This window comes from Roseixanthobacter finlandensis (assembly GCF_043195105.2).
In the GTDB taxonomy this organism is placed as follows: domain Bacteria; phylum Pseudomonadota; class Alphaproteobacteria; order Rhizobiales; family Xanthobacteraceae; genus NCEH01.
The window spans coordinates 2,304,041-2,328,140 of sequence record NZ_CM195536.1 but is presented as its reverse complement, the minus strand read 5'-3'; the positions used below and the strand labels follow the sequence as shown (position 1 = coordinate 2,328,140).

The 24,100-nt window shown below is 66.0% G+C and carries 25 protein-coding genes; 14 read left to right on the top strand and 11 right to left on the bottom strand.

The genetic code is table 11. The features are described 5' to 3' along the window. Positions 1-50: 50 nt before the first annotated feature. A complete protein-coding gene (locus tag V5G24_RS10905) occupies positions 51-542 on the bottom strand; it encodes a (2Fe-2S)-binding protein (protein ID WP_394082790.1) in 492 nt (163 codons plus the stop codon). A gap of 364 nt (positions 543-906) precedes the next feature. Here V5G24_RS10905 and V5G24_RS10900 point away from each other — a divergent pair, with 364 nt between their 5' ends. The 7 genes from V5G24_RS10900 (at position 907) to V5G24_RS10870 (ending at position 7,279) form a co-directional block, all read left to right on the top strand. After that, on the top strand, positions 907-1,824 hold the full coding sequence (locus V5G24_RS10900; protein WP_394082792.1) for a branched-chain amino acid ABC transporter permease: 918 nt from the start codon (positions 907-909) through the stop codon (positions 1,822-1,824). Then, the gene (gene livM, locus V5G24_RS10895) at positions 1,824-3,251 is read left to right on the top strand and encodes a high-affinity branched-chain amino acid ABC transporter permease LivM (RefSeq protein WP_394082794.1); all 1,428 of its coding nucleotides are present in this window, start codon (positions 1,824-1,826) and stop codon (positions 3,249-3,251) included. Before V5G24_RS10900 ends, livM begins: the two co-directional genes overlap by 1 nt. Beyond that, complete coding sequence (locus V5G24_RS10890; RefSeq protein ID WP_394082796.1) at positions 3,248-4,156, top strand: ABC transporter ATP-binding protein; 909 nt, start codon at positions 3,248-3,250, stop codon at positions 4,154-4,156. Before livM ends, V5G24_RS10890 begins: the two co-directional genes overlap by 4 nt. After that, positions 4,153-4,872 (top strand): ABC transporter ATP-binding protein, encoded by a 720-nt coding sequence (locus V5G24_RS10885; RefSeq protein ID WP_394082798.1) that lies wholly within the window; start codon positions 4,153-4,155, stop codon positions 4,870-4,872. Before V5G24_RS10890 ends, V5G24_RS10885 begins: the two co-directional genes overlap by 4 nt. Before the next feature lie 3 nt (positions 4,873-4,875). Further along, positions 4,876-5,331: a DUF6867 family protein gene (locus tag V5G24_RS10880; protein ID WP_394082800.1), complete on the top strand. Its 456-nt coding sequence runs from the start codon at positions 4,876-4,878 to the stop codon at positions 5,329-5,331. A 111-nt stretch (positions 5,332-5,442) separates the two neighbouring features. Next, entirely contained in the window at positions 5,443-6,558 is a 1,116-nt protein-coding gene (locus tag V5G24_RS10875; protein WP_394082802.1) for a branched-chain amino acid ABC transporter substrate-binding protein, read from the top strand. Between the two features lie 100 nt (positions 6,559-6,658). Then, the gene (locus tag V5G24_RS10870) at positions 6,659-7,279 is read left to right on the top strand and encodes a glutathione S-transferase family protein (RefSeq protein ID WP_394082804.1); all 621 of its coding nucleotides are present in this window, start codon (positions 6,659-6,661) and stop codon (positions 7,277-7,279) included. A gap of 5 nt (positions 7,280-7,284) precedes the next feature. On the opposite strand, the gene V5G24_RS10865 is transcribed toward V5G24_RS10870, so the two are convergent. Then, a complete protein-coding gene (locus V5G24_RS10865) occupies positions 7,285-8,016 on the bottom strand; it encodes a cytochrome c biogenesis CcdA family protein (RefSeq protein ID WP_394082806.1) in 732 nt (243 codons plus the stop codon). Between the two features lie 248 nt (positions 8,017-8,264). Here V5G24_RS10865 and V5G24_RS10860 point away from each other — a divergent pair, with 248 nt between their 5' ends. Together V5G24_RS10860 and V5G24_RS10855 are read left to right on the top strand one after the other, a co-directional pair. Further along, complete coding sequence (locus V5G24_RS10860) at positions 8,265-9,257, top strand: P1 family peptidase (protein ID WP_394082808.1); 993 nt, start codon at positions 8,265-8,267, stop codon at positions 9,255-9,257. A gap of 10 nt (positions 9,258-9,267) precedes the next feature. Further along, positions 9,268-9,777, top strand: coding sequence for a hypothetical protein (locus V5G24_RS10855; RefSeq protein ID WP_394082810.1), 510 nt, complete (start codon positions 9,268-9,270; stop codon positions 9,775-9,777). Between the two features lie 7 nt (positions 9,778-9,784). Here V5G24_RS10855 and V5G24_RS10850 read toward each other — a convergent pair whose 3' ends face one another. From V5G24_RS10850 to coxB, 8 genes are all read right to left on the bottom strand, one after another. Beyond that, positions 9,785-10,528, bottom strand: a complete 744-nt coding sequence (locus tag V5G24_RS10850) for an SURF1 family protein (RefSeq protein ID WP_394082812.1) — start codon at positions 10,526-10,528, stop codon at positions 9,785-9,787. After that, positions 10,525-10,908 carry a DUF983 domain-containing protein gene (locus V5G24_RS10845; protein WP_394071719.1) on the bottom strand — a complete coding sequence of 128 codons (384 nt, stop codon included), beginning with the start codon at positions 10,906-10,908 and terminating at the stop codon, positions 10,525-10,527. The genes V5G24_RS10850 and V5G24_RS10845 overlap by 4 nt, the downstream gene beginning before the upstream one ends. A gap of 99 nt (positions 10,909-11,007) precedes the next feature. Continuing rightward, positions 11,008-11,838, bottom strand: a complete 831-nt coding sequence (locus V5G24_RS10840; protein WP_394082814.1) for a cytochrome c oxidase subunit 3 — start codon at positions 11,836-11,838, stop codon at positions 11,008-11,010. A 150-nt stretch (positions 11,839-11,988) separates the two neighbouring features. Continuing rightward, entirely contained in the window at positions 11,989-12,606 is a 618-nt protein-coding gene (locus V5G24_RS10835) for a cytochrome c oxidase assembly protein (protein WP_394083090.1), read from the bottom strand. Positions 12,607-12,637: 31 nt separating this feature from the next. Beyond that, positions 12,638-12,820, bottom strand: a complete 183-nt coding sequence (locus V5G24_RS10830; protein ID WP_394082816.1) for a cytochrome c oxidase system small membrane protein — start codon at positions 12,818-12,820, stop codon at positions 12,638-12,640. 3 nt (positions 12,821-12,823) lie between these two features. Beyond that, complete coding sequence (gene cyoE, locus V5G24_RS10825) at positions 12,824-13,756, bottom strand: heme o synthase (RefSeq protein WP_394082818.1); 933 nt, start codon at positions 13,754-13,756, stop codon at positions 12,824-12,826. Positions 13,757-14,054: 298 nt separating this feature from the next. Then, entirely contained in the window at positions 14,055-15,665 is a 1,611-nt protein-coding gene (ctaD, locus tag V5G24_RS10820; protein ID WP_394082820.1) for a cytochrome c oxidase subunit I, read from the bottom strand. 170 nt (positions 15,666-15,835) lie between these two features. After that, positions 15,836-16,666, bottom strand: coding sequence for a cytochrome c oxidase subunit II (gene coxB, locus V5G24_RS10815; RefSeq protein WP_394083092.1), 831 nt, complete (start codon positions 16,664-16,666; stop codon positions 15,836-15,838). 493 nt (positions 16,667-17,159) lie between these two features. Between coxB and V5G24_RS10810 the strand changes: the two genes are divergently transcribed. The 4 genes from V5G24_RS10810 to V5G24_RS10795 all read left to right on the top strand — a co-directional run bounded on the left by V5G24_RS10810 (position 17,160) and on the right by V5G24_RS10795 (position 22,652). Next, complete coding sequence (locus tag V5G24_RS10810) at positions 17,160-17,738, top strand: invasion associated locus B family protein (protein ID WP_394082822.1); 579 nt, start codon at positions 17,160-17,162, stop codon at positions 17,736-17,738. Between the two features lie 169 nt (positions 17,739-17,907). Continuing rightward, positions 17,908-19,743, top strand: a complete 1,836-nt coding sequence (locus tag V5G24_RS10805) for a monovalent cation:proton antiporter-2 (CPA2) family protein (RefSeq protein ID WP_394082823.1) — start codon at positions 17,908-17,910, stop codon at positions 19,741-19,743. A gap of 291 nt (positions 19,744-20,034) precedes the next feature. After that, positions 20,035-21,462: an MATE family efflux transporter gene (locus V5G24_RS10800; RefSeq protein WP_394082825.1), complete on the top strand. Its 1,428-nt coding sequence runs from the start codon at positions 20,035-20,037 to the stop codon at positions 21,460-21,462. A 47-nt stretch (positions 21,463-21,509) separates the two neighbouring features. Then, the gene (locus V5G24_RS10795; protein ID WP_394082827.1) at positions 21,510-22,652 is read left to right on the top strand and encodes a DUF937 domain-containing protein; all 1,143 of its coding nucleotides are present in this window, start codon (positions 21,510-21,512) and stop codon (positions 22,650-22,652) included. A gap of 99 nt (positions 22,653-22,751) precedes the next feature. On the opposite strand, the gene V5G24_RS10790 is transcribed toward V5G24_RS10795, so the two are convergent. Next, positions 22,752-23,057: a DUF1127 domain-containing protein gene (locus V5G24_RS10790; RefSeq protein ID WP_394082829.1), complete on the bottom strand. Its 306-nt coding sequence runs from the start codon at positions 23,055-23,057 to the stop codon at positions 22,752-22,754. Positions 23,058-23,218: 161 nt separating this feature from the next. Between V5G24_RS10790 and V5G24_RS10785 the strand changes: the two genes are divergently transcribed. Next, positions 23,219-24,100 carry a LysR substrate-binding domain-containing protein gene (locus V5G24_RS10785; protein WP_394082831.1) on the top strand — a complete coding sequence of 294 codons (882 nt, stop codon included), beginning with the start codon at positions 23,219-23,221 and terminating at the stop codon, positions 24,098-24,100.

Sequence of the window (24,100 nt, the reverse complement as noted above, 5' to 3'; positions counted from 1 at the left end):
CAATCGGGCGGAGGCCCGGCGGTGTCGGGCCGTGGCCTTACTTCGTGGCGTTACTCAGCGGCGTGCTTCAGCGCGCCGCCCATGGCGTGTGCGCCCGCTTCCACCGCCTTGACGATATTGTGATAGCCGGTGCAGCGGCACAGATTGCCGTCGAGATGGGCGCGGATGGTCGGCTCGTCGAGATCGGCGCCGTGGTGCGCCACGAGATCGAGCGCGGTCATGATCATGCCCGGCGTGCAGAAGCCGCATTGCAGGCCGTGATGCTCGCGGAAGGCTTCCTGCATGGGATGGAGGGTCGCCCCGTCGGCGATTCCCTCAATGGTGGTGACGGCGTGCCCGTCCGCCTGCACGGCGAGCATGGTGCAGGATTTTACCGCCGCACCATCCAGATGCACCACGCAGGCCCCGCATTGGCTGGTATCGCAGCCGACATGGGTTCCGGTCAGCAGCAGGTTTTCCCGCAGGAATTGAACCAGAAGGGTCCGCGGCTCGACATCCGCTGAAACCGCCCGGCCGTTCACTGTCATGGCAATTTGCGTCATCCGCGTCCTCCCGCAGCGGGCGTGACGCCCGTGCTCGCTCGCGCTTTGGCCCACCCGCACCTTTTATTTGTTCCAGTGTGGGTCGGCCAAGGCGACGCGGTCAAGGGCGATCGCGAGCGCCCAAGGGCGAATCCGGATCGATCACCCTGTCCTCGGCCGGCCAGCGCAAGGGATGAAAATCATGTGACGGGGCGCGACCAGCAGTTGCGCCGCGCCGTGCCTGTGGGAAACTCGCCCGAACGCGCACACAGCCTCGTGCCGATTTGTTTCCCGCGCCGGCCCGCGCTATGAGTCGAATGGAAAGCGCCCAAACTCCAGGCACGATGAAGAAATAGGCGCACTCAAACACAGGGGCATCGGACGGATGGATATCTTCCTCCAGCAGCTCATCAACGGGCTGACGCTCGGCTCCATCTACGGCCTCATCGCCATCGGCTACACGATGGTCTTCGGCATCATCGGCATGGTGAACTTCGCCCATGGCGACGTGTTCATGGTGTCGAGCTTCATCGGCCTCACCTGTTTCCTGCTGCTGACCACCGTGCTCGGGATCACGTCGGTGTTTCTGGTGCTGGCGATCGTGCTTGTGGTGGCCATGATCTTCACCGGCCTCGTGAGCTGGACCATCGAGCGCCTCGCCTATCGCCCGCTGCGCGGCTCGTTCCGTCTCGCGCCCATGATCTCCGCCATCGGCATGTCGATCCTGCTCTCCAACTTCGTGCAGGTGGCGCAGGGCCCGCGCAACAAATCCATCCCGCCGCTGGTGACGGACGTGATGGTGCTGATCGACCGGGACGGCTATCAGGTCACGCTGGCCTACAAGCAATTGATCATCATGGCGGTCACTGCCGTGTGCCTCGGCATCTTCTGGTTCGTGGTGCAGAAAACCTCGCTCGGCCGCGCCCAGCGCGCCTGTGAGCAGGACCGCAAGATGGCGGCGCTTCTGGGCGTGAACGTGGACCGCACCATCTCGCTCACCTTCATCATCGGCGCCGCCCTGGCCGCGGTGGCGGGCACCATGTATCTGATGAATTATGGCGTCGTGAACTTCTCGGACGGTTTCGTTCCGGGGGTGAAGGCGTTCACGGCGGCGGTGCTGGGTGGCATAGGCTCGCTCCCGGGCGCGGTGCTGGGCGGCCTGCTCATCGGCCTGATCGAGACCTTCTGGTCCGCCTATTTCAGCATCGAATACAAAGACGTGGCGGCTTTCTCCATCCTCGCGATCACACTCATCTTCATGCCCCAGGGCCTGCTCGGCCGGCCGGAAGTGGAGAAGGTTTGATGCAGGCCGGTGTGTCTGCGGGACGCCGCGAGGCCGTGTTGCCGGTCGCGCTGAAGGACGCCGCCATCAGCGCGGTTCTCACCTTCCTGGTGCTCACGCCGCTGGTGGGGCTGCGCGCCACGGAGGATTCCGGCGGCCCGCTCATTCTCACCTATCGGTTCGGACTGGTGCTCATTTTCGCCGCCATCGTCGCGGTGCTGCGCTTCGTGCTGCATCTCACCCTCTGGCGGCCGGGGCGGATCAAGGGCGGACGCGGCAATGTGACGCTTGCCGCGCTCGCCACAAAGGCGGAGCCGCTCGCGAAGCCGGTGTTCTTCGCCTTCGCCATCGCCTTTCCGGCCCTGGCGATCCTGGCCGCCGGCGATCTCGGCGCAAGCCGCTATTATATCGACCTCGGCGTCTACATCATGACCTATGTGATGCTGGGCTGGGGCCTTAACATCGTGGTGGGCCTCGCCGGCCTGCTGGACCTCGGCTATGTGGCCTTCTATGCGGTCGGGGCCTATGCCTTCGCCCTGCTGTCCACCAGCGTGCCGCTGAACGATTTCCTGGCCGGCCATCTCGGCGAAGGCTTCTGGTCGGCCTGGGCGTTCTGGCTGTGCCTGCCCATTTCCGGCCTGCTGGCCGGCTTCTGGGGCCTGATCCTCGGCTTTCCGGTGCTGCGGCTGCGGGGCGATTATCTCGCCATCGTCACTTTGGCGTTCGGCGAGATCATCCGCCTCGTGCTGATCAATTGGGTGGATTTGACGAATGGCGGGGCCGGCATCTCCTCCATTCCCGCCATCACCTTCTTCGGCATTCCCTTCACCTCGGGAGACGACGGGTTCGCGGCGCTGTTCGGCCTGCCATTCAATGCCATGCACCGCATCATCTTCCTGTATTTCGTGATCCTTGGGCTTGCCGCCCTCACTGCGCTTGCCACCGTGCGGCTGCGGCGCATGCCGGTGGGGCGCGCATGGGAGGCGCTGCGCGAGGATGAGATCGCCTGCCGCTCGCTCGGCATCAACACCACGCTCACCAAGCTGACCGCGTTTTCAATCGGCGCCATGTTCGGCGGCTTTGCCGGCGCGTTCTTCGCGGTGCGGGTGCGGTTCGTTTCGCCGGAATCCTTCACCTTCATGGAATCGGCGGTCATTCTGGCGATCGTGGTGCTGGGGGGAATGGGTTCTCAAATGGGGGTTGCCGCCTCGGCCATCCTGCTGATCGGCGGCATGGAATTGCTGCGCAATCTCACCTTCCTGAAGGATCCCTGGCTGCTTGGGCCCGATTTCGATCCCACGCTCTACCGCATGCTCATCTTCGGCTTTGCCATGGTTGCGGTCATGGTGTGGCGGCCGCGCGGGCTGGTCTCCAGCCGGCTGGCCACGATCTTCCTGAAGGAGCGCAAGAAGGTCTCGGGCGATCTCGTGAAGGAGGGCCACGGATGAGGCCCTGGGAGAGCGACCCCATCCTTCTGGTGGACCATCTGAGCATGCGTTTCGGCGGCCTCGTTGCCGTCGGAGACGTCTCGCTGCGGGCGGGGCGGGGCGACATCACCGCCGTCATCGGCCCCAATGGTGCCGGCAAGACCACGGTGTTCAATTGCATGACCGGCTTCTACAAGCCGAGCTCGGGCCGGCTCGCGCTCGCCCATGGCGGGGCGCCGACTGCGGCCGAGATCGACGCCTTGACGCGCAACGGCCTTGCCGCCGCGCGCACGCAGGCCGGCGCCCTGTTCCTGCTGGAGCGCCTGCCGGACTACAAGGTCGCCTCCCAGGCCAAGGTCGCCCGCACGTTCCAGAACATTCGGCTGTTCTCGGGCATGACGGTGCTGGAAAACCTGCTGGTGGCCCAGCACATGAGCCTGACCGAGACTGGGCTTCTTTCGCCCTCGGCGCTTTTCAACCTGCCGAGCTGGCGCAGGCGGGAAAAACGGGCGGTGGACCATGCGCTTCACTGGCTGGAGCGCATCGCCCTGGTGGATCGCGCGGACGATCCGGCCGGAGACCTGCCCTATGGCGACCAGCGGCGCCTGGAAATCGCCCGCGCCATGTGCAGCGAACCGGCGCTGTTGTGCCTGGATGAGCCGGCCGCCGGCCTCAATCCCCGAGAATCCGCCGCGCTGAACGCCCTACTGCTGGCGATCCGGGAGGAGAAGACATCGGTGCTGCTGATCGAGCACGACATGTCGGTTGTGATGGAGATTTCCGACCACGTCATCGTGCTGGAATATGGCCGCAAGATCGCGGACGGCACGCCCACCGAGGTGCGGTCCGATCCGCGCGTCATCGCCGCCTATCTGGGCGTGGACGAGGATGCGGTCGAACAGGTGGAAGCGGAGGTGGGCCGATGAGCGCCCTGCTCTCGCTTGCCGGGGTCAAGACCTTCTACGGCAAGATCATGGCCCTGCGCGGAGTCGATCTGGAGGTCAACGAAGGCGAGATCGTCACCCTGATCGGCGCGAACGGGGCGGGCAAGTCCACGCTGATGATGACCATCTGCGGCGCGCCGCGCGCCCAGGAAGGCACCATCCTGTTCGCCGGGAAGGACATCACGCGCCTGCCCACGCACGAGATCATGCGGATGAACATTGCCCAGTCCCCGGAAGGGCGGCGCATCTTTCCGCGCATGAGCGTCTATGAGAATTTGCAAATGGGCGCCGCGCTCCACGGCGGGGTGCATTTCGCGCAGGATCTGGAACGCATGTTCGAGATGTTCCCGCGCCTCAAGGAACGCCTTCACCAGCGCGGCGGCACGCTTTCTGGCGGCGAGCAGCAGATGCTGGCGATCGCCCGCGCGCTCATGAGCCGGCCGCGCCTGCTGCTGCTGGACGAACCCTCCCTCGGCCTCGCGCCGCTGGTGGTGCGGCAGATTTTCGATGTGATCCGCGATCTGAACCAGACCGAAGGCCTGACCGTGTTCCTGGTGGAGCAGAACGCCTATCACGCGCTCAAGCTCGCCCATCGCGGCTATGTGCTGGTGAACGGCACCATCACCATGGCCGGCACGGGCCGCGATCTGCTGGAGCGGCCCGAGGTGAAGGCCGCTTATCTGGAAGGGGGCGCGTGAGCCATGGCGAACCTGCCCCATCCCGGCCGTCCCTCCTCGCCCATGATCCTGCTGCCGGTGCTGGCGCTGGCGGGCATGCTGGCGCTCTTCATCGTGCGGCCGAGCGCGGTGGTGGAAGTCTCCACGGGCGATTTCATGCTGGTGACGCTGTTTCTCGGCGGCGGCGCGGCCTGGCTCACGGGGCGCGCGGTGGCGAAGGGGTGGAAGCCGTTTCCCCTGGTTCTTGCTTATTCCCTGCTGCTGACGGCGGCGGTGCGCTTCTGCCATTTCGCTTTGTTCAAGGGGACGCTATTCGCGCTCGACTATTATCTCGTGGAAGCGGTGCTGCTGTTCGCCATCGCCACGCTCGGCTTCCGATCGGTGCGCAAGCAGCAGATGACCGCGCGCTACGATTGGCTCTACGAATCCGCCGGCCCGCTTTCCTGGCGCAACAAGGCCGGCACGGATGAAACGGCGTGATCCATTTGGCGTGTCGACAGGGAACGGGAAACCGGCACAATGGCTGCCGGACGCACGCTCTGCCGGCGCGGTGAAGGTTTTCGGCGCCCGGTATAACCAGAGGAGAACAGGATGAGGAAGCTGTTACTTGCCGGCCTCGCGGTCGGTGCCGGCCTCGCCCTTGCGGCGGCCGGAACCATCGCCTATGCGCAGACGCCTCTCAAAATGGGCGCGGGCGGTCCGATGACCGGCCCGAACGCCGCCTTCGGCGCGCAGATCAAGACCGGCGTCGAACAGGCGGTGACGGATATCAATGCCGCCGGCGGGATCAATGGCCAGAAGATCGAACTCTCGATCGGCGACGATGCCTCCAAGCCAGAGCAGGGCAAGTCGGCGGCGAACAAGTTCATCTCCGACGGCGTGAAATACGTGGTCGGCCACTTCAATTCCGGCGTCTCGATCCCGACCTCGACCGATTACGAGGAATCCGGCGTTCTCCAGATCAGCCCGGCCTCGACGAACCCGCAATTCACCGAACGCAAGATGTGGAACACGTTCCGCACCTGCGGCCGCGACGACCAGCAGGGCGCGGTTGCCGGCGACTACATCGTCGCCAATTTCAAGGACAAGAAGGTCGCCATCGTCCACGACAAGACCCCCTACGGGAAGGGACTTGCCGACGAAACCCAGAAGGCCATGAACAAAGGCGGCGTCAAGGAAGTGCTCTATGAGGGCATCAATCCGGGCGAGAAGGATTATTCCGCGCTGGTGTCGAAGCTGAAGGCGGCGGGCGTGGACCTGGTCTATTTCGGCGGCCTGCATCCCGAAGCCGGCCTGATCGTGCGTCAGATGCGCGACCAGGGCCTGAAGAGCGTCCTGTTCTCCGGCGACGGCATCACGGACAAGGAATTCTGGTCCATCGCCGGGCCCGGCGCCGCCGGCACGCTGATGACCTTCGGCCCCGATCCGCGCAAGAACCCGGCCGCCAAGGAGGTTGTGGACCGCTTCAAGGCAAAGGGCGTCGATCCGGAAGGATATGTGCTGTACTCCTACGCCGCCGTGCAGATCATCAAGCAGGCGGCCGAGGCGACCAAGTCCACCGACCCGAAGAAGCTCGCCGACTACATGCATTCCGGCGCGACCTTCCAGACGGTGCTTGGCCCGCTTTCCTTCGACAAGAAGGGCGACATCACCAAGAAGGATTATGTCGTCTATATCTGGAAAGACGGCGCCTATAGCGAAATCTGACCGCGCCGCGGCCAGCCCATGAAAGGCCCGCGCTTCGGCGCGGGCTTTTTTAATAGCGCACCGCGTATCAGACGCCGCTGCACTGACAAGAGGACACGCCATGCTGAAAATCTGGGGACGCCTCAACTCCACCAATGTGAAAAAGGTGGTGTGGGCCGCGCGCGAATTGAACCTGCCGTACGAGCACGCGAACGCAGGCGGCCCGTTCGGCATCGTGAACGAACCGGACTATCGCGCTCTGAACCCCAACGGCCTTGTCCCCTGCATCGAGGACCAAGGCCTGGTGTTGTGGGAATCCAATGCCGTGGTGCGTTATCTTTCCGCCCGTCACGGAGCCGGCACGCTGTGGCCGGAAGATCCGGCGGTCCGCGCCATCGGCGACAAATGGATGGATTGGGCCTCCACCTCGTTTGCCGGGCCGTTCCGCGATGTGTTCTGGAACATCGTCCGGCTCGGTCCGGAGCAACGCGACATGGGCGCGGTGGAAAAAGGCCTTGCCGCCTGCACCGATTTGCTGGCGCGGGTGGACGCCGCGCTCGCGCACCATCCCTATCTGTCGGGCGACGGGTTCGCCATGGGCGATATTCCGCTTGGCTGCTTCGTCTATGCCTGGTTCGAAATGCCCATCGCCCGCCAGCCGATGCCCCATCTGGAAGCCTGGTACGCACGCCTGAAGGACCGGCCGGCCTATCGCGACGCGGTCATGACGCCGCTCACCTGAGCGGTTCAGCCGATGGTGGAAAGCGCCGGGAACGTCTCGATCAGCCAATAAGAGACGCTGGCGATCCAGCCCGACATGAAGGCGATGCCGGTGAGCACCAGCATCGCCCCCATCACCTTTTCCATCACCGGCAGCAGGCGGCGCATGTGGCGCAGGCCGTCCAGGAACGGCCGCACCGCCACCGCCGCGAGCAGGAACGGCACGCCGAGACCGGCAGAATAGATCGCAAGCAGGCCCGCCCCCTTCGCGACCGTCGCCTCCGACCCGGCGACCGCAAGGATCGCGCCCAGCACCGGGCCGAGGCAGGGCGTCCAGCCGAAGGCAAAGGCGAGGCCCATCACGAACGCGCCCCACAGACCGGTGGGTTCGTTCACATGCGGCCGGGCGGTGCGCGAGAGCAGATGAATCTTGAACACGCCGAGAAAATTCAGCCCCATCACGATGATCGCGACGCCGGCGATGATGGACAGAACCTCCTGGTGCGCACGTAGCACCTCACCCACCGCCGAGGCGCCGGCCCCCAATGCGACGAACACCACGGTAAAGCCGCTCACGAACAGCAGCGCGCCGAAAATCGCGCGGCGCCCCACCTGCTGCAACGGTTCCGCCTTGGAGAGGTCTTCCAGGGTCGCGCCGCCGAGGAAGCACAAATAAGGCGGCACCAGGGGCAGGACACAGGGGGACAGGAAGCTCGCAAGGCCCGCGGCAAAGGCGGCAGGCAGCGTGACATCGGCCATGGGAGGGTTGCACCCTTCGTACGCGAAACCGGACCCCGCCACTGTCTCAAGCCGGCGGAGCTTTCGCCGCATGTCATGGGCCGGAACGGCGCCACCGCACAAGAGGGCGCGCCCCTCCCCTCCCCGCCATGTGATCTGCCGGTTTGCCGCAGGCGCGCGCGGCGTGGTCCTCGCGTGGCAAGTGTGGACGCGGGGGCCGGACCTGCTCTAAGAGCTTAGGCACGGTAGCCCGCTGGTCCGGACGTGACATGCTCAACCTCCTCACCGATGTGCCGGGCCTCCAAATTGGCCACGCAACCGACCTCAGGCTTGGATCGGGCGTGACGGCGGTACTGTGCGACGTGCCGACCATCGCCGCCGTGGACGTGCGCGGCGGCAGCCCCGGCACGCGCGAAACCGATCTCCTCGCGCCCGGCGCCAGCGTGCAGCACGTGGATGCCCTGTTCCTCTCCGGCGGCTCGGCCTTTGGCCTCGACGCGGGCTCGGGGATCATGTCCTGGCTTGCCGAACAGGGGCGTGGGCATCCCGTGGGCTCCGTGCGGGTGCCCATCGTTCCCGGCGCGATCCTGTTCGATCTCCTCAATGGCGGCGACAAGGCCTGGGGCCGCCATTCGCCCTATGCCGCCCTCGGCTATGACGCGGCGGCCGCGGCGCGCGCCGGCAGCTTTGCCCTCGGTACGGTCGGCGCCGGCACCGGCGCGACTACGGCCCATGTCAAGGGCGGGCTCGGCTCGGCTTCCGCCATGACACCGGGCGGTCACGTGGTGGGCGCCCTTGTGGCGGTGAATGCCGTGGGCAGTCCGCTCATCGGCGGCGGACCCCATCTGCGCGCGGCGCCGTTCGAGCGCGATGGCGAATTCGGCGGGTGCGGCATGCCGCAGCATTGGCCGGACGACGCCTCGCCCCTCACCATGAAGGGCGCCACGCCGCGCGCCAACACCACCATCGCGGTGGTCGCCACCGATGCCGTTCTCACCCGCGCGCAGGCGCGCTCCTTTGCCGTGATGGCGCAGGATGGCTTGGCTCTGTCGCTGTTTCCGGTACACACGCAACTCGACGGCGATTGCGTGTTCGCCCTGGCGACCGGGCGCAAGGAACTCGACCCGATCCGCCACGCGGAGGCCGAGCTTGGCGCGACAGCCGCCTGCGTGCTCGCACGCGCCGTCGGGCGTGCCATATTCGAGGCCACCACCTTGCCTTATCCCGGTGCCCAGGCCGCCTGGCGCGACCGCTTCCGCTGAAGGACACCCGATGCCCCGCCTCCCTTCCATCCGCCCGATCCGGCACGATAATGACGATGCGCCCCGGCTCTCCGGCCTCCTGGCGATCATCTTCTGGTGTGCGTGCGGCATCACGGCGGTGCCGCTCGCCGGCATCTTCACGCTGATCTCGGTACTCGGGCCGCAGGCGGCCTGGTCGGCGATCGCGGATTCGCTGTCCGCGCCCGGCGCCTCCTCGCAGATGCTGCGGTTCGGCCTGTTTCCGCAGGTCGTGCTGTTCGTCTGGGCGATCGGTTTCGTGATTTTGACGGTGCGGCGCTCCGCGCGCACGCGCGCCCTTACCCCGGTCGCGCTGGTGGTGTGGCTGATCGTGACCGCCTTTAGCCAGTTCGCCATCCGCGACCTTCTGGCGCCCGACGGCCTGACCGTGGGCGATCTCGCGGCCCTGCTGCCCGCCCTTCTTGCGCAAGGCGTGGGGGTCGCGGGCTTCGTCGGCTACATGCGCGAGGGCGAGCGCCCGCGCCGCTATTACCGATCCTGAGGCGCGGTCACAGCAGCCCGCGACGCCGCGAAATGACGAACGCCACATAGACCCCGGCGAGCGTCACGGCGAGGCCGTACCAGGTCAGCGCATATTCGAGGTGCCGGTTGGGGAAGGTCAGCCGGGTCTCGCCGCCCTGGGGCAGGCCGCCGGGATTGGCGCTGGCGTCTGCGTCGATGATGAAGGGCGCCACCTTGGCCAGCCCGCGCGCGGCGGCGATCTCGCCCGGATCGCGCCGGAACCAGGCATTATGGGCGGGATCGTTCGCGGGCACGAACCAGCTCGCCTCCTCGGGCATGCGCAGCAGGCCGGTGACAGTCACCGGCCCCTGGATCTGCCCGTCCCGGCGGCTGTCCGGCGCGCGGCGATCTTCCGGAACGAAGCCGCGATTGACCAGGATCGCCGATCCGTCGGGCAGCATCAGCGGCGTCAACACCTGGAATCCGGGCCCCTTGAACGGCCCTTTCGGGTCGGACAGGACCGTATAGATCAAGGTCTCCTTGCTGTGATCGAACGTGCCGGTGGCCCGCACCGGCTGATATTCGTCCACTTCGCGTGTCACGCTCGGCCATTGGGACGCGGGCAGCACGGGTTGCGGCGGCTGCGCCGCGCGCGCCTCGACCTGGGCGACGAGGCCATTCTTCCAGCTCAGCCGCTCCAGCTGCCAAGTGCCGAGGGCGAGCAGCGTGGCGAACGCGACGAAGGTGGCCAGGGTGGGCAGCAGCAGCCCGCGACGCAGCGACCCGCTCATTCGCCGTCGCGCTGCTCCAGTCGCCCTTCGGACGCCCGGTTTGCATATTGCATGGCCACGAGCACGCCCTTGAACGGGCGAAGCAGTCCAAGGGTGACGATCAAGATGCCAGGAATCCACAGCAAGGCGTGCACCCAGAGGGGCGGTTCGAACGTGACCTCCACCCAGAAGGCGAGTGCGACCACCAGGAACCCGCCGATGAGGATGACGAACACCGCTGGCCCGTCCCCGGCATCGATGAAGGAATAATCGAGGCCGCAGGCGTCGCATTCAGGAGCGAGCTGGAGAAACCCCTTGAACAATTTCCCCTTGCCGCAGCGCGGACACCGGCAGGACAGGCCCGCGACGATGGGCGAGACAGGGCTGTAATAGGGTTCCATGGATATCCCCGTTCCGCGGCCGCGGCCGTGCGCCAAACAAAACGGGGCGGCTCGCGCCGCCCCGCCGATTCCTGAGAAACCCGTGGGGCCCTGCAAACCTCAATGGGCGGACGTGCCGGCGCCCCAGACATAGATGAAGGCGAACAGGAACAGCCACACCACGTCAACGAAATGCCAGTACCAGGCAGCCGCCTCGAAGCCGAAATGCTTCTGCGGGGTGAAATCGCCGGCGACCGCACGCAGCAGGCACACCAGGAGGAAGATGGTGCCCACGATCACGTGGAAGCCATGGAACCCGGTCGCCATGAAGAAGGTGGCACCATAAATATTGCCCGAGAAGCCGAAATGCACGTGCAGATATTCGAACGCCTGGCAGGTCGTGAACAGCACGCCCAGCACGACCGTGAGCAGCAGGCCCCACTTCAGGCCCTGGCGGTCATTTTCCAGCAGCGCATGATGCGCCCAGGTGACCGTGGTGCCGGAGGTGAGCAGCAGCAGCGTGTTGAGCAGCGGTAGGTGCCAGGGATCAAGCGATTCGATGCCATGGGGCGGCCACACGCCGCCGGTCACCTCGAAGCGCGAATAATTGATCACCTCGCCGGAGAACAGGGCCGCGTCGAAATAGGCCCAGAACCAGGCGACGAAGAACATGACTTCGGACGCGATGAACAGGATCATGCCGTAGCGCAGGCCGATCTGCACCACCGGGGTATGGAAGCCCAGATGGCCCTCGCGGATCATGTCCCGCCACCAGCCGAACATGGTGTAAAGCACGCCAAGGAAGCCGATCCCCATGGGGATGGCCGTGCCGCCGTGCATCCACACCACCGCGCCCCCGGTGAGGATGAAGGCCGAGATCGAGCCCACGATGGGCCACGGGCTCGGCTCCACCATGTGATAATCGTGCTGCTTCACGTGTCCCTCGGCCATTTGAAGCGGCCTCCCCTTCCAGCATTAAAATTCTACCAGGACCTGCCGCCCCGCCGCAATGCGACGGTTGTGTCCAGCCCCACCAACCAACCGCCCGGCCTGCCGGGCTTCATCACGTGTCCGCCCCGCTGCCACCGGCCGGGCGCAGGCTCACAGAGCCTTTTTGGAACTCTCGCCGGCCGGCTCGGGCGCGCGCGCCACCGGCGCCGCAGGCTTGGGCGCCGGGAAGAAGGTGTAAGACAATGTGATGGTCTTCACATTGTTGAATTCCGGATCGTCCGCGATGGCGGGATCGATGAAAAACACCACCGGCATATCCGCCTTTTCATTGCCCTGCATGGTCTGTTCGGAAAAGCAGAAGCACTGCATCTTCACGAAATAGGCGCCCGCGGGGGCCGGCGTGACGTTATAGGTCGCGTTGCCATAGGTCTCAGCCGACGAGAGATTGCGGGCGAGGTAATAGACCATCTTGGTCTCGCCCACGCGCACATTCACATCCGCCTGTTCCGGCTTGAATTCCCAGGGCAGGCCGGGCGCGATATTGGAATCGAAGCGTACCTGGATGGTGCGGTCGAGCACCTTGTCTGGCACGGCCGTGCCCACCCGCGTCGCCCCGCCGAAACCGGTGAGCGAGCAGAACATCGCGTAGAAAGGAACGACCGCATAAGCAGCGCCCACCATGCCGACCGCGAACGCAAGGCAGGCCAAGGCCACCGGCGTGTGCCGGAGGCGGCGCCGCTTCGGGGCAGCGGAGCCCGGTTCGGGCAAGGGGGGCTGCGCAGCTGTGCTCATTCCATCCTCACAGCGGCCGGTTCAACACGGCCGGACCCATCTTCACGATGGTGACCACGTAGAAAAGGATCACCAGGAAACCCAGCACCGAAGCGATGGCCACCGAGCGCGCCCGGCGCCGCCGCTTCTGCTCATCGGTCAGCACGATGCCCTCACCCTCGGGCGTGCGCTTTTCCTTCTCATCCACCACGCATCACACTCCCACCAGCGCTTCGACCAAAAGCGAGGCGAAGAGCAAAAACAGATAGAGAATGGAGAAGCCGAACAATTGTTTGCTCGCCTTCACCGCCGCCGCGCCTTCGCGCACGCGATAGACTTTCACGGCGAGCCAGAGCATGCCCGCGCCCAGAACAGCGGCCACCGCGCCATAGCCATAACCGGCATAGCCCAGCACGACCGGCGACACAGCAAGAGGCACCAGGAACAGCGTGTAGAGCAGGATCTGCCGGCGCGTCTCGTCGGGCCCCGCCGTCACCGGCAGCATGGGCACACCGGCACGGGCGTAATCATCGGCGCGATAGAGCGCGAGCGCCCAGAAGTGCGGCGGTGTCCAGAAGAAGATGATGGCGACCAGCAGCAGGCTTTCAAAACCCACGGAGCCGGACGCGGCCGCCCAGGCCACCATGGGGGGAAACGCGCCGGCCGCGCCGCCGATCACGATGTTCTGCGGCGTCGAGCGCTTCAGCCACATGGTGTAGATCACCACATAGAAGAAGATGGTGAAGGCCAGCAACGCACCGGCCAGGATATTCACCAGCAGGCCCAGCACCACGACCGAAAAGGCCGAGAGTGTCAGGCCGAAGGCCAGGGCTTCCTGCGGCGTCACGCGGCCACCGGGAATGGGACGGTTCTTGGTGCGCGACATGACGGCGTCGATATCGGCATCCCACCACATGTTCAGAGCGCCGGCCGCGCCCGCGCCCACCGCGATGCACAGGAGCGCGGTGAAGGCGATGACCGGGTGCACATGGTCCGGTGCCCGGACGAGGCCAACCAAAGCGGTGAAGATCACCAGCGACATGACGCGCGGCTTCAGAAGCGACAGGTAATCGCGCGGCGAGGCGAGGCCGAGGCCCGCTTCGCCACCGCCCGTCGTCTGGTTCAAGCTCACGCTCACGTCACTCATGCGCACTCGTCCTGTCATACTGATCTTGCTCGGAGCCCGCCCCGTGGCGTTGCCCCTTCATACGCGCCAACTAAGCCGGCCGTGCGGCACCATATGGCCCGTTAGCTACCGCCGGGCAGGTCGCCGCCGGGAAGACGGCGGACACCGCTGAGATGAACACCGGGCCATTGTTCGTCCGCGCGGTCAACGCATCGAAACTAGAGTCGTCTTGCCCGGACCTCAGCTCACCCACCCCTTGTCTCGAAACGGAACCGGCGCGGGACACCGCGCCGGTTCGCCCCGAGGGAAACGCCGACGCTCACTTGATGCGCGGCAGAACTTCGAACTGATGGAACGGCGGCGGAGACGTGAGCGTCCATTCCAGGGTGGTCGCACCGGGACCCCAGGGATTGGGGCCGGCCAGTTCCTTGCGGCGGAAGGCAACCACGATGCCGGTCAGGAAGATCAGCACGGCGAAGCCGGAGATGTAGGAGCCGATGGAGGACACGTAGTTCCAGTGCGCGAACGCATCGGGATAGTCCACATAGCGGCGCGGCATGCCGGCGAGGCCAAGGAAATGCTGCGGGAAGAACACCAGGTTCACACCCACGAACGTGACCCAGAAGTGCAGCTTGCCCCAGAATTCCGGGATCATGTAGCCGCTCATCTTCGGGAACCAATAATACCAGCCGGCGAAGATGGCGAACACCGCGCCGAGCGACAGCACGTAGTGGAAGTGGGCGACCACATAATAGGTGTCATGCAGCGAGCGGTCGATGCCGGCGTTCGAAAGCACGACGCCGGTCACGCCGCCCACCGTGAACAGGAAGATAAAGCCGATCGCCCACAGCATGGGGGTTCGGAACTGCACCGAGCCGCCCCACATGGTGGCGATCCAGGAGAAGATCTTCACGCCCGTCGGGATGGCGATGATCATGGTCGCCGCGACGAAATAGGACTGCGTCGAGGCGGAGAGGCCCACCGTGTACATGTGGTGCGCCCACACCACGAAGCCGACCACGCCGATCGCCACCATGGCGTAGGCCATGCCGAGATAGCCGAACACCGGCTTGCGCGAGAAGGTCGAGACGATGTGGGAGACGATGCCGAAGCCCGGCAGGATCAGGATGTACACTTCCGGGTGGCCGAAGAACCAGAACAGATGCTGGAACAGGATCGGATCGCCGCCGCCGGCCGGATCGAAGAAGGTGGTGCCGAAATTGCGGTCCGTCAGCAGCATGGTGATGGCGCCGGCGAGCACCGGGAGGGACAGCAGCAGCAGGAAGGCGGTGATGAGCTGGGCCCAGGCGAACAGCGGCATCTTATGCAGCGTCATGCCCGGAGCGCGCATGTTGAAAATGGTGGTGATGAGGTTGATCGCCCCGAGGATCGAGGACGCGCCGGCGAGATGCAGCGCGAAGATCAGCAGGTCCATGGCCGGGCCGGGATGGCCGAGCTTGGAGGACAGTGGGGGATAGATCGTCCAGCCGCCGCCGAAGCCATTGGAGCCCGCGGCACCCTCGACGAACAGGGAAATAATTGCCAGTCCGAAAGCCGGGGGCATCAGCCAGAACGCGATGTTGTTGATGCGCGGGAAGGCCGTGTCCGGCGCGCCGATCATCAGCGGAATGAAGTAATTGCCAAAGCCGCCGATCAGCGCGGGCATCACCATGAAGAAGATCATGATGAGGCCGTGGCCGGTGGTGAACACGTTGAAGGTCTGCGGATTCTTGAAATATTGGAGGCCCGGCTCCATCAGTTCCATACGGATTCCAATGGACAAGGCGCCGCCCACGATCCCCGCCACGATGGCGAAGATCAGGTACATGATGCCGATGTCCTTGTTATTCGTCGAGAACACCCACCGCTTCCATCCCGTGGGATTGTGCTCGGCATGTGCCGCGTCGTGCGCGATAGCCTCGGTGGCCATGAGTCTAGTCCTCAATCTCTTGACGTTGCCGTCTTATCTTTAAGCGTCGGGTCGTGTCTGGTCCGCACGCGGACCCTTCGATTTCGTGCGCGAGGCGGCACCAGGGCCACTCGCGCGGTTTTCTTTCGGCTGGCCCCGGCCAGGTGCCCAATGCGTCCGCGGCGAACGCCTCAGTTGGCCGCATCCGCGAGCACAAGCGTGCCAGTGGCCGGCGCTTGCACCGTTTGGATGGACGCGGGCGCCGCCGAGAACTTCTGCTTGGCCTGGGCGATCCAGGCATCGAATTCGGCCTGGCTCACCACCCGCACCGCGATCGGCATGAAGGCATGGTCGCGGCCGCACAATTCCGAGCACTGGCCGTAATAAACGCCTTCCTTGGTGGCCTTGAACCAGGATTCGTTCAGGCGTCCCGGCAAGGCGTCGATCTTCACGCCGAAGGAGGGTACCGCGAAGGAATGAATCACGTCGGCGGCGGTCACCTGGATGCGCACGGTCTTGTTGACCGGCACGATCACTTCATTGTCCACCGCCAGGAGGCGCGGCTGACCGGCCTTCAGGTCCTTTTCCGGGATCATCAGCGAATCGAAGCCGAACCCGCCGTTATCGGGATATTCATAGGACCAGTACCACTGGTGGCCCGTGACCTTCACGGTCATGTCCGCCGGCGGAATGTTCAGCTCCAGATGGAGCAGGCGGAACGAGGGGATCGCGATCGCGACCAGGATCATCACCGGGGCGACGGTCCAGATGACCTCGATCAGCGTGTTGTGGGAGGTCTTGGAGGGAACCGGATTTGCCCGCTCGTTAAAGCGGACCATCACGATCGCCAGCAGCACCATCACGAACAGCACGATGGCGACGATGATGGCGAGCACGAAATTATTGAACGAATGGATGCTGGCCATCACCGGCGTCGCGGCATCCTGGAGGCCGATCTGCCAATCGGACGGCTGGCCCATACCGGCCCACGCAGCCGAGCTCAGCGAAATCGCGGCGACCATCGCGGCCACGGCGAGAGCACCGGTGCGAATGAACGAAATCATGGTAATCTGCTCTCCCTGCGCGGCGCCGTCGCTACCGCAAGCGCAGCGGTGATCGGTAGTTGGCGAACGCCGTAAGCACGCCCGGTTGGCCGGCGCATTCTTGACTTAAATCAAACACAAATCACCGGACCCCGCAATTGCGGCGCACAGGCGCACGATGCGACACAAGGTCGGACTCCCCCCTTCGCCAACGTGCCGGCAAAAGAATTCCACGACCGGATGTCCGCCCGCCCGGAAGCCGGACATGGGCCATTCGCGCCCACCGGAGCGGGCCGGCGGCCCTTGGCCCTGCCCTTCTCCATCAATTCTCCGTTTTATTCCGCAAAGCGCCGCCGCATTCTTGACATGGACGGTCAGCCTTTTAAGCCAAAACGCACGGGCGGCACGCTACGCCCGCATTTGACAGTCGCGGCCCGTTTTGGATCGCCGCCAGTTTTCGGAGCCGGTGCCCATGGAGTTCATGTTGTCGCGGGGCCTCGCCCGCACGGATCGGCGCCTTGATGGCGCTCGCATGGTGCTGCCCGGCAAGGTGTTCTGCGCCCTCTTCCTCGCGGCGTTCGGGTTTTGCGCGCTGCTCGGCCTTTCGGCGCCGGCGGCGGCGCAGGGGGTTGTGAAGCAGGTTTATGGCGACTGGCAGATTCGGTGCGACACCCCTCCGGGCGCGCAAAGCGAGCAGTGCGTGCTGCTGCAGAGCGTCCAGGCGGACGACCGGCCGAACGTTGGCCTCACTGTCATCATCCTGAAGACCGCCGACCAGAAGAGCCGCCTGCTGCGCGTGCTGGCGCCCCTCGGCGTGCTGATTCCCTCCGGCCTCGGCCTGAAGATCGACGATACCGACGTGGGTCGCGCGGGCTTCGTGCGCTGCCTGCCCAATGGCTGCGTCGCCGAAGTGGTGATGGATGATGCTCTGGTGAGCAAGCTGCGCCAGGGCAAGCAGGCGACCTTCATCATTTTCCAGACCCCGGAAGAGGGCATCGGCATTCCGCTCGGCCTGAACGGATTCGGCCCGGGATTCGACGCGCTCAAATAGGCCCGTTGCCGTAACGCAACAGGCCACCGCAAGCGCCTGCGCAGTGTCACAATTCTCTTGGTGCCCGAAGCTGGCCCGCCTTTAATGACGGATGGCCCAAACGGCATGGTTTGGCCATTGTTGCTCTGCACAAGAGCGGCCGGCGCGAGCTTGGCAGAAGGCATGGCGGATGCACGGAGACGACCACACCCTGTTCATCAGCGCCCTCGCCTTCCTGGTGGCGGCCGTGGTGGCCGTGCCGGTGGCGCGGCGGCTGGGTCTCTCGCCCGTGGTCGGCTATCTGGCGGCCGGCATCGCCATCGGCCCGGCGGGCTTCAATGTCGCCGATCCGACCACGGTGATCGCCGTCGCCGAACTCGGCGTGGTGCTGCTGCTGTTCCTCATCGGGCTTGAGCTTCAGCCCTCGCGCCTGCTGTCCATGGGGCGCTATATTTTCGGCCTTGGCACCGCGCAATTGCTGATCACCGGCATGGTGATCGCCCTTGTGGCTTGGCTGCTGGGCTTCGGCGTTGCCGGCGCCATCATCACCGGCATGGCGCTGGCCATGTCGGCGACCTCGATCGCCCTGCAATTACTGGGCGAACATAACGATCTGTCCTCCGGCTACGGCCAGCGCGCGTTCTCGATCCTGCTGTTCCAGGATATCGCCATCGTGCCGCTGCTCGCTTTGGTACCGCTGCTGGCGCCGGGCGAGAGCGATCTTGGAACCGATGCGACGGCGACCCTGCTGAAGGCGGCGGCGGCGCTTGCGGCGGTGAGCGTGATCGTGGTGTCCGGCCGGTTCCTGCTCAACCCGCTGTTCCGCCTGCTGGCCCGTTCCGGCGCGCGCGAGGCGATGACGGCGGCGGCGCTGCTGGTGGTGCTCGGCGCGGCCGGCCTGATGGCGACCGTGGGGCTGTCCATGGCCCTCGGCGCGTTCCTGGCCGGCCTGCTCTTGTCGGAAAGCACTTTCCGCCATGAGCTGGAAGCCAATATCGACGCCTTCCGCGGCCTGCTGCTGGCAGTGTTCTTCATGGGCGTGGGCATGTCCTTGGACCTCACGGTCCTGCTGCCGCACATCCTCCCCGTGGTGCTCGCCGCGCTGATGATAACCGCGATCAAGTTTTTGGTCGTTTTCCTGCTCTATCGCACCGACCATCGCACCGACGCCGACGCGCTGCGCGCGGGAGCGGTGCTGATGCCGGCAGGCGAATTCGCGTTCGTGCTATTTCCTCTGGCACTCGCCAACGGCATTCTCAATCGCGAGCAGGCGGAGCTTCTCACCGCCACCGCCGCGCTGACCATGATGATCGGGCCGCTCGTGTTCGCCGGCATCGGCCGCCTGCTGCCCCGGCTTCGCCATGCCGAGCCGGAGCCGGAACCGGACGATTTCACCGACGCCAACGGGCGCGTGCTGGTGATCGGCTTCGGCCGCTTCGGGCAGATCGTCTCGCAATGCCTGCTGGCGGAAGGCGTGGGCGTCACCATCATCGACAATGACGTGGAGATGATCCAGAGCGCCGGGCGCTTCGGTGTCCATATCTATTATGGCGACGGCACCCGGCTCGACGTGCTGCGGGCGGCGGGCGCCGACCAGGCGGAAGTCATCGCCGTGTGCGTGGACGACCGCGAGGCGGCCGACCGCATCGTCGATATCGTGCAGGCCAACATGCCCAATGCCCGCCTGCACGTGCGCGCGTTCGACCGTGTCCACGCCGTGGCGCTGCTGCGCAAATCGGTCGCTTATGAAATGCGCGAGACGCTGGAATCCGCGTTTGCGTTCGGCGGGCGGACGCTGGAGGCGCTGGGCGTCGACCAGGAGACCGTCGCAGCTTTGGTCGCCGATGTGCGGGCGCGCGACCGCCAGCGGCTCGAGCTTCAGGTCCAGGAAGGGCTTTACGCCGGCATCGAACTGGCGGGCCAGAAGGTGGAGCCCGAACCCCTCACCGATCCCAACAAGCCCGCCAAGCCGCTCAATCCCGAGGCGCAGGACGTGCTCGCCCACGAAACCGAATTCTCCGGCTGACGGTTGGGCTTGGGATAGCGGATGCGTCGGGCTGAAGGCTGCGTGCTGGACCGCGCGCCGTCTCGGCCAAGTCTTGGCGCAAGATCGCGCCGCCTGACCTGAAGCGTTTCCCCGTGGCATGGCCGCGGGCAAACGCTCCATCTCATGAGCCAGCCGCGCTTTCAGCAGGGGAACCGATTTCCGCCGCGCTGGAAAACACCCTAGAACGGGCGTCGTGCCGTTCGCAGGCGGGTGCGATTCGCCCGCGTGCAGCCTCCGTCCACCACAGCCCGAACGAGCCCAACGGACCGCATGAGCGCAGCGCCAGCGAAATTCCTCCAGGGGTCCATCATGCGCCACGTGGCGGTGATGGCCGCCACGGGGTCGATCGGCCTGGTCGCCGTGTTCCTCGTGGATCTGCTGAACCTGTTCTACATCTCGCTGCTCGGCGAGGCGGAACTGGCTGCCGCCATCGGCTATGCCGGGACGATGCTGTTCTTCACCACCTCGGTGGCGCTCGGCATCATGATCGCAGGCTCGGCCGTGGTGTCGCGCGCGCTTGGCGCGGACAACCGGGAGGATGCCCGCGCGCTCGCCACCATCGCGGTTCTCTACATGGTGCTGGTGTGCGTGGTCCTGACCGCGATCTCGCTGCCGCTCATCCGGCCGCTGCTGTCGCTGCTCGGCGCCCATGGGCGCACGCTCGACATCGCCGACCGCTTCCTCGTCGTGGTCACCCTGTCGACGCCGCTGCTGGGCATCGGCATGGTTACATCTGGCCTCCTGCGAGCCACCGGCGATGCCGGACGGGCCATGTGGGTGACGCTCGGGGGCGGCCTGCTGACGGCCGTGCTGGACCCTGTTCTCATTCTCGCCCTGGGCCTGGGCGTGGATGGGGCGGCGATTGTTTCCGTGGTGTCGCGCCTGTTCATGACCCTCTACGGGCTGCACGCGTGCCACCGCAGGCACAATCTGTTTCGCCGACCGACGCTTGCCATGTGGCATCGCCATGCCGGGCCGATCTCGGCGATCGCCATTCCCGCCATCCTCACCAATGTCGCGACGCCGGTGGGCAATGCCTATGTCACCGCCAAGCTCGCCCCGTTCGGCGATGGCGCTGTGGCGGCGTTCGCGGTGATCGGGCGGGTGATTCCCGTGGCCTTCGGCCCGCTGTTCGCGCTGACCGGAGCGGTCGGGCCGATCTTCGGGCAGAATTTCGGCGCCGGGCTGTTCGACCGCCTGCGCACGACGCTCCGCGACAGCCTGATCCTGACGCTGCTCTATGTGTGCGCCGTGTGGGTGCTGCTGGCCCTGCTGCGCAATTCCATCGCCTCGGTATTCGGCTTGACGCCGGAGGGTCAGCAGATCGTGGCCTTCTTCTGCCTCGTGACCGCCGGCAGCTTCATTTTCCTCGGCGGATTGTTCGTGGCGAATGCGGCGTTCAATAATCTCGGCGCCCCGCTGCTCTCCACATTCTTCAATTGGGGGCGCGCCACCGTCGGAACCATTCCCCTGGTCTGGATCGGCAGCGATTTAATGGGCGCGAACGGGGTGATTCTCGGCCAGGCGCTCGGCGCGGTCGCGTTTGGCATCGCGGCCATGGTTTTTGCGTTCCGCGTGATCGAAAAGATCGCCGCAGCGCCGCCGCCGGTCGGCGATCGGGGGCCCGCGCCGCATCTTTCCACCGTGGAATTGCCGCCATTGTCTTCGCCGCAGGATGCAACCGCCATCGAGCCGTGATTTTGGCGAGACGATGGCGTAGAGTCGCGAACTCGGGAGGCCGTAAAATGGACCAGTTCGTGCAATTGCTGAGGGCTGCTCAAGGCGGGCAGGGCCTTGAGAATCTCGCTCAGATCTACGGCCTCACGGCACAGCAGGCGCAGAAGGCCGCGGAAGCCGTCATGCCCGCCTTCGCGGCCGGCATCCAACGGGCCATGCAATCGCCGGAGGGACTCGCCAACCTCATGGTGCTGATGATGCGCGGCCCGTATGGCGGCCTCTACGATCGCCGCCCCGCCGCGCCCGACCAATTCTCGCAGGCCGGCGCCAATGCGCTCGACGCGCTCTTCGGTTCGCCGGAGATCAGCGCGGCGGTGGCGAATCATGCGGCGGCCAGCAGCGGCCTTGCCACCGCGGTCGTGCGTAAGATCATGCCCGATTTCGCAACCCTGGTGATGGGCGGCCTCACCAAATCGCTCGCCGCCTCGGGCGCCATGAACCAGATGCTCGCGGCCATGTTGGCGCGCGCCAACGGGCTCCCCGTGCCCACCGGCAATCCCTGGGTAGACGGACTTGCGACCTGGATGAACAGCGCCATGCCGCGCCAGTCCCAGAGTACCGGCAATCCCTGGGTGGATGCGTTCGCGCAGATGATGCTGCAATCCCCCTGGACCGCCGGCAATGCCGGCGCGTGGGGCCAGCCCGGCATGGGCGCGTCCATGGGCGCGTCCTGGCCCGGTGCCGCGCGCGCCCCGGCAGGCCTCCATCGCGGACCGGCGGAGCGGGCCGGCGCGGCGAGCCAGGATCTTTACGGCAATGCCGCCAATGCGTGGCAGGAACTTATTGCCGCCATGATGGAGACCATGGCGGCGGTTTCCGGCGAGGCGGCGGCGCGCCAATCCGCTGCCCGGCAATCCGCCCCGCACCAGGTCGCTACCGCGAAACCCCTCGCCCTGCCGCCTCCCCCACCTCCGCCGGAGCCCCCGGCGGCGTTGGGGCAATGGCCGATGCAGGATTATTTCGCCCAATTGTTCGCCCAGGGCTTCCCGCCGAACGCGAGCACCGGCGGCCACGATCCGGCCGCCCCGTTCGCCAGCCTCGCCGCCTTCTATCCGTTTCCCGATTTCTGGAGCCAGATGCTCGGTCGCAGCGCAGCCCACGGCCATGCCTCGCCGCCGAAGACCGGCACGCGGCCGACCCGCAAGGGCTGAGGGCGGGCGGATAAAAAAGGCCCGCGCCGGTTGCGGCCGGCACGGGCCCAGATGGGCGGTCGCGAGGGGCTTTGACCGCCAATCGAAAATCTGGCGCGATCAGCGCGCGCGGCGCGTCTTGAGCCATGCCGCCGCGCGGCGCTCGACCGCGCGCCGCACCAGCAGGACCGAGGGATCGGCCCAGAGCGGTTCAGCCGCCGCGTCGCGCACGTCGCCGCGCGTCAGGCCGATGTCGCGCAACATATGATCGTCGAGGGCGCCGAGGGCGCGTACGGCGCGGCGATGCTCCATGGCGCGGCTCACTTTCAGTCCCTGGCTGATCACATGCAGCAGGACCGCAGCCAGGACGGCGCCGAAGGGCGCGACACCAGCCGTGCGAATTTCGCCATGCGTATTCATCGTCATCTCCATCTCCCGACGTCTGACCGTTCTGCTCCCTGAAGCTTCGGGGGGACCACCCGATCTCGCCGCACCGCGGCCCCCTGCTTGTGCGACGGTACGTAAAATCACGCTAGCGAATGTTATTCATCTGAAATATCATTTCTGCTGATACATCGAGATCGCCCATGACCATCTTGCTCGACACCGATCAGCTGCGAACCTTCGTCGCCATCGCCGAGACCGGCAGCTTCACGCGCGCGGCCGAAGTGGTTCACAAGACCCAGTCGGCGGTGTCCATGCAGATGAAGCGCCTGGAGGAGCGGGTCGGGCGGCCGGTGTTCGCCCGCGACGGACGCGCCTCGCGCCTGACGGACGACGGCCAGCGCCTGCTGGACTATGCCCGGCGCATCGTGAAGCTCAATCTGGAAGCGGTGGCGAGCTTCGCCGATGCCACGCTGTCGGGCCGCGTCTGCCTGGGCGTGCCGGACGATTATGCGGATCGCTATCTGCCGGAAATCATGGCCCGCTTCTCGCGCACGCATCCTTCGGTGGAACTCACCGTCATCTGCGAGCCGAGCTGCGAACTGGTGGAGCGCATCAAGGCCGGCACGCTCGATCTCGCCATCATCACTTATACCGAGACCTCGGCCCGCGATTCGCAGGTGATCCGCCGCGAGCGGCTGCTCTGGGTCGGCTCCGCGCGGCATGCCGCCCATCTCGAAACCCCGGTGCCGCTCGCCCTCGGCCGCCCCACCTGCGTATGGCGGGACGCGGCGGTGACGCGTCTTGCCGCCTGCGGGCGCGCCCATCGCGTGCTCTATACCAGCCCCAATGCCGGTGCCGTCTCCGCCGCCGTCCTGGCGGGCCTCGCCATCAGCGTCTTTCCCGAATCGGCTTTGCGGCCGGGCATGCGCGTGCTCGGGCCGGCGGACGGCTACCCGCCCCTTCCGCCCTGCGACATCGCCTTGCTGCGCAATCGCCACGAGCCGAACACGCTCGCCGACGCGCTCGCGCTCCACATCATCCAGGGGCTGGACAATGTCACCGAGTCCGACGCCGCCGAATAA